5 protein-coding genes are annotated in these 4,762 nt (G+C 56.6%); 3 read left to right on the forward strand and 2 right to left on the reverse strand.

Features of this window, described 5'->3' with window-relative positions; all coding sequences use genetic code 11:
* Positions 1-212: 212 nt before the first annotated feature.
* Positions 213-590 (reverse strand): hypothetical protein, encoded by a 378-nt coding sequence (locus tag PO883_RS33730; RefSeq protein ID WP_289313684.1) that lies wholly within the window; start codon positions 588-590, stop codon positions 213-215.
* 680 nt (positions 591-1,270) lie between these two features.
* Here PO883_RS33730 and PO883_RS33735 point away from each other — a divergent pair.
* Both PO883_RS33735 and PO883_RS33740 read left to right on the forward strand, forming a co-directional pair.
* Positions 1,271-1,933, forward strand: a complete 663-nt coding sequence (locus PO883_RS33735) for a hypothetical protein (RefSeq protein WP_289313685.1) — start codon at positions 1,271-1,273, stop codon at positions 1,931-1,933.
* A 286-nt stretch (positions 1,934-2,219) separates the two neighbouring features.
* Positions 2,220-3,302: a hypothetical protein gene (locus PO883_RS33740; protein WP_289313686.1), complete on the forward strand. Its 1,083-nt coding sequence runs from the start codon at positions 2,220-2,222 to the stop codon at positions 3,300-3,302.
* An 82-nt stretch (positions 3,303-3,384) separates the two neighbouring features.
* Here the strand turns inward: PO883_RS33740 and PO883_RS33745 are convergent, their stop codons facing one another.
* Complete coding sequence (locus PO883_RS33745; RefSeq protein WP_289313687.1) at positions 3,385-3,762, reverse strand: hypothetical protein; 378 nt, start codon at positions 3,760-3,762, stop codon at positions 3,385-3,387.
* Positions 3,763-4,180: 418 nt separating this feature from the next.
* Here PO883_RS33745 and PO883_RS33750 point away from each other — a divergent pair, with 418 nt between their 5' ends.
* On the forward strand, positions 4,181-4,498 hold the full coding sequence (locus tag PO883_RS33750) for a hypothetical protein (RefSeq protein WP_289313688.1): 318 nt from the start codon (positions 4,181-4,183) through the stop codon (positions 4,496-4,498).
* Positions 4,499-4,762: the final 264 nt, after the last annotated feature.

Genomic DNA, 4,762 nt, shown 5'->3' on the forward strand with positions numbered 1-4,762 from the left:
CAGAAATGGGCGCCCACCCCACCTTTTCGCTTGCGCTGCCAAGCAATTTTCATCCGTTCCGCTAGTTTTGCAAGAGCCTCGATGGCAAGGACCGGGACGCGTATCGCATCAAGGGCTAGTTCGATTTCGGGGCTGACGGTGGCCAGGATTCCCTGAATGCGCGGACCCGGTTCTGACGCTGGTAAAAGCGTTTAGGACCTCGAACCCGCCGGTCAATTCGGCGGTTTTCGACGAACGTCGTCTTCGGCGTCAATTACCTGCTCAAGGGTCCGGACGTGCTCCGGCCGCTCACGCTTGAAGCGTTTGAAATAGCATTCAGCAATGAACTCGCGGAGCGGAAGCTTCCATGCTTGTTGCTTTTCGGTGGCTAAGGAGCCGAATTTCTTGGGATTCAATCCCAGCTCACGGGCCATCTGGACTTCCGCGTCGCTCAGTCTGAATCGGTGACGCGCGTCAAACCAGGGTTGAAGCTTTGACGGAATTTTTGCCATATAAATCGAAATAATGTCGAAATCAAAATAGCTGATATCGGATGCAAGTATGGGCCGAGGCGCTTGCCCACGACCGGCTCCGCTGCATTCGCCGTGCATGGCACCTGGCGATGCCGCCGCGAGCGAATCACCAGCAATTGGCCAGCGGGCCTTTCTAGCCTATGAGCCAACAGCCCGCCCTCTCGGTAGCGGCCGTCAAGGGTAGGTTTCCTCGTAGGCCCGCTGAAGGTCGTCATGCAATGCCTGCAGGCAGACGTACCCGTCATCCTGTTTATCCGGGTACTCATTCTCGTCCCGCAATGCCATGTCAAGGACACACAGCAGACAGTCCAAATCCCATTGGTAGAATGAGATTGGCCGCGTCCCCCTGTAGTTGTCCACTCTCGTGTCCAACCCAAATGCCTCGGACATCATCCAGGTATGCTTTTGTAGTTCTTCCAGCTGCCGCCCTGAAATCTTGCGCTGAATCGCGACATCACCCTTCCCTGGTTTCACAGAACGTCCTCTCTCAACCTGATTGGTGATTAGCGCCAACGGCGCCGGCGCATACTACGCGTCATACACAGCCGGGTATCATACCCGTCGAGACAGTTTAATCCATGCCAGACACATGCAGCCGGCCATGGCGACGCCGTCCGTGGCCTCGGCTGCATCCAGTGCAGATTTGGTGCTGCTCGGTACTTGACGCGCCACCAGCCATGTCGCGACAATTCATCGGACCGCAAGCCGCTGGTTTCTATGCGGACGCCTTGTCCAACCGCTTTGACGGAAACGCAAACATGACCGAACATTTGATTGACTTTACTGCTGTACGCACCGAGCTACGCGCGCTGGACCGTGGCAGTCTTTTGATTATTTCCGAGCGCGCTATTGAACTGATGCCTGCGACACAACTGAGTATTCTGCTGAGCGATTTTGTGCGGTTCACGGTACGCCCCTCTGAAGCGGGCAATGCAGCGGTATCGCTGTTAGACGAGGTGCGTGCGTTTTACGATGCTGCCATGGCTGGGAATTACTACGAGCCCGTCGAAATCAACAACCGGGGCAGACAGAAACAGTCCGAGGGCACGGATGCCTTCATCGCCGAATTCCATCGGCTGCTGCACGAGTGCATCCGCGCTTCGGACCAGGAAGTGCCTTCAGGAGTTTCCGAAAGCTTCGAGTTCCTCTTTGGGCTACTCAGCCACATCGACGAAGGCAACGATGACGTGCTGTTTTTTGCCGACGATGGCAGCTCATTGAACGTCGGCGTCAATTGGCGTACCGCGCTACCAACGTATTTCAAGTGCTTGGCCGAGACGTCGTCGCCGGAAAGGTTTGCGCGCACCGTGGTCGAGGTTATCGCGGACTTCGTGACCTACGACCAGCCATTGTATTTCGACGTGGCGCGCAATGTCGCCAACGATGCGCAGCGTACTGCGCTGGAAACTGCCATGCCGTGACGGTCTATCGGTCCTTGAGATACTGCGAATACTGCGCCATTGCGCTCCTGGTGCCAAAGCAGCGAAACTCGGCGATGCCGGGGCCGCAGCCTGTGCGCCGATGGGGCGTGGTCGCTGGATTTGAAATTGACACCCCATGGGATTGTGCTACCATAATTGCAGGCATCTGAGCCCAACCTGCCCCCGGGTTAAAGCAGACACATGCAGCACATTCAATATTCGCATTCCATTCATTGGCCAGTGCGTAATCGGGGGACGCTGACCGCATTACGATTGGAGTGCCACCATGGCTGTTATTCCTATTTCCGCAGGTCGACTGCGCCATCTTAAGAACGCCCTTCAAGACCGTTTTCCGACGGCAAAGTCATCGCACCTGAGTGAGGCACTTGCGGCTGGGCTCGGGTTTCGGACGAATGCCGCGCTCCTAAGTTGGATGCTGGATTCAGGTTTAGAGCCGGATCTCTCAGCCCTAAATGAGCAGTCCTTCGTCGCCCGCATGGCCGACTTCGGGTACGCGATTGACCAAGCATTTTCGCCTGAAGAATTGCGCCTCCTCGGCACTGGCGTCCTCATGGAATTTCGCGCCAACGTCAACCGCTTGCTAGTGTTGGAACGTAACCCCAATTCACACTGGGACGAAATTGGCGCACTACGCCGTAGTTGCGCGACCTTGTTTGCGAAGGCTTTCGGCCTTGGCTACGCCGAACCATTTGGCGACGATAAAAACGTCGTAAATCGTATGTGCCGCGGCATTGACTACAAGGCATGCAGAACGGGATGGGGGCGTGCCGTCAACGTTCGTCACCCGAGCATCAACTTCCCCGGCGCTGACCACCAGGTTCGCTTCTACGAGCGCCTGCCGCTCTCGGACGGGAAGTTCGTCGAGTACAGCACCGCCGTTGTATCAATGCCCTATACGGGCGCAGACAGCACCGTTCCTGAACTGCCAAAGGCACGTGAGTTCGCCGAACGCATCGGATGGACGTGCACTGAGCTCAAGGACTGGACGTGGTACGCGGCAGAGGCCACAACCCTTGTGCTGTTTCGGCGCACGACATCCTATGAGGAAATGGAAAAAGCATGGGCGACTTCGTTCAAGCGATGGCTGATAGAAAACAGAAGCCGACTTGCATCGGGGATTCGCGGCGAGGGACGCAAACTCATCCAGGACGTGATTGACTGCCAGCACTTCCCGCTGGATGTTGTCAACTACGAGGATTGCCGCGAGCGCTACCTAAAGGAATTTTCCGCTCGCCTGTATCGCGACGAGGGCGACCCGATGACCAAAGCCCTCCACAAGCTCTTCGAAGAGTGGCGGGCCGAGCTCAAGCTTGCAGAATTCGATGTCGCGTTTGGACTCACGAAGTAGGTCTGGTATCGACACAACAGGAGCGCTCGACCGGCTATCCCTTTTCGTCAAAGTGAGAACCGCGCGCTCCACCAAGGCGCGGCTATGCCTCACCAAGACTGAGGTACTTGGCATACTGCGCCGCGACCGTCTTCGCGCCAAAACAGTAAAAACGAAATTCGCCATCGCGATGGGCAATGACCACTTTGCCGGTGAGCCAACCGAACTCTCTCCTCACCGAACGAATATTGGCTGTCAGAATATTGATGGGCCGAAGTCCCACGTGCAGTGGCTCCGCGTGAGCATGTGGCTTAAACGAAACTCCCGCTAGCGACAGTTCGATAGAGCCGCCAACCAACAGGCCACCGTGCCGCTTTGCCATTCGACTGGCACGGGCAAACGCCGCGCCTGACATGAGCGTCGACGGAATCGCATTGGGAACAAAGGCATAGCCGAGCTTGGACAAGTTAAAGGTTTTCATAAATTCACTATTCAATGTTCTGGCCGGCAAATGACCTTGGTGACCTCACCGCCACGGGCGCTCCCAGGCACTTACTGCCCTGTAAAACGGGACACAAGCGCATCGTGAACAGGGAGGGACCGTCATTCTAGCGGATGTCCCACACGGCAGAGTCTCAGGCTGAGCCGCAACTTCCGGCCCGCAGCCTTAAACCAGACGCCGCCGGTTCCCAGAGAGTGCCCCAAACAGAACCAAGCTCAGCTAAAATGTTCGGTCGTGAATTGCGTCAGCTACGCCAAGCCATGCCAAGATTGCGCAAGCGTTATCGTCGATTCGTGCATGGGAGCGGAACAGCAGCAGCGAGACGTCTCCCCTGGAATCTCAGGACCACAGCCATGATTGAGGTAGCAATATGCAGGGAATTGCCATAAACGGAACGATGCTGCACGAAGTTCGGATGCTGATGGAGCCGTACCAGACGGGCACAGTAAGCAGCCTTGGCTACCCAAAAAGCCGGATTCGCTTCGCGACTGAGGGGCAAGAAATACGTCTGTGGTTTCCGGCGATGCTGGCTCTCGAGCTATACCGTTCGGGGACACTGCCGCAGGACGCGACGGAGGAATTTTCGGTCAGCATCAGTGGCAAGAAGGTAGGCAACTATCGCGTCGTCGACTTTAGGTACCCAGGCGCGAGTGGGATTCATCGCGACGACATACTAATGGTTCTGGCAAAAGTGGGCAACGTAGCGACACAGTAAAGGTACTTGCGCCCCTATGCTCAGATTGTGGCAAGACGTACCGCGAGACGACTTACTCTGCGCGGCAACGTCTCCCGGCGCCAGCGACATTGGACCAAAACGAAGTCAAAATGTAGGAGCTTCATGTGGCACCTCTGGAAATGATGGGATTACCTGATAGTGCGACTGGATTTTCTTCGGCCGCTGGTTTCTCTGCCAAATTGCAGTCGGCGCCGGCGCCAGCAGGCGGATTTCCTCGCGCATCGGCATCCGTTATGGGCCTTC

It is taken from the genome of Massilia sp. DJPM01, assembly GCF_030348125.1.
GTDB classification, from domain to species: Bacteria; Pseudomonadota; Gammaproteobacteria; order Burkholderiales; family Burkholderiaceae_D; genus Telluria_A; species Telluria_A frigida.

What these genes read in the sequence shown, in the direction of transcription:
- PO883_RS33750 (WP_289313688.1), top strand. Translation starts at nt 4,181, where the DNA reads ATGCTGCACGAAGTTCGGATGCTGATGGAGCCGTACCAGACGGGCACA.
- PO883_RS33740 (WP_289313686.1), top strand. Translation starts at nt 2,220, where the DNA reads ATGGCTGTTATTCCTATTTCCGCAGGTCGACTGCGCCATCTTAAGAAC.
- PO883_RS33735 (WP_289313685.1), top strand. Translation starts at nt 1,271, where the DNA reads ATGACCGAACATTTGATTGACTTTACTGCTGTACGCACCGAGCTACGC.
- PO883_RS33730 (WP_289313684.1), bottom strand. Translation starts at nt 590, where the DNA reads ATGCACGGCGAATGCAGCGGAGCCGGTCGTGGGCAAGCGCCTCGGCCC.
- PO883_RS33745 (WP_289313687.1), bottom strand. Translation starts at nt 3,762, where the DNA reads ATGAAAACCTTTAACTTGTCCAAGCTCGGCTATGCCTTTGTTCCCAAT.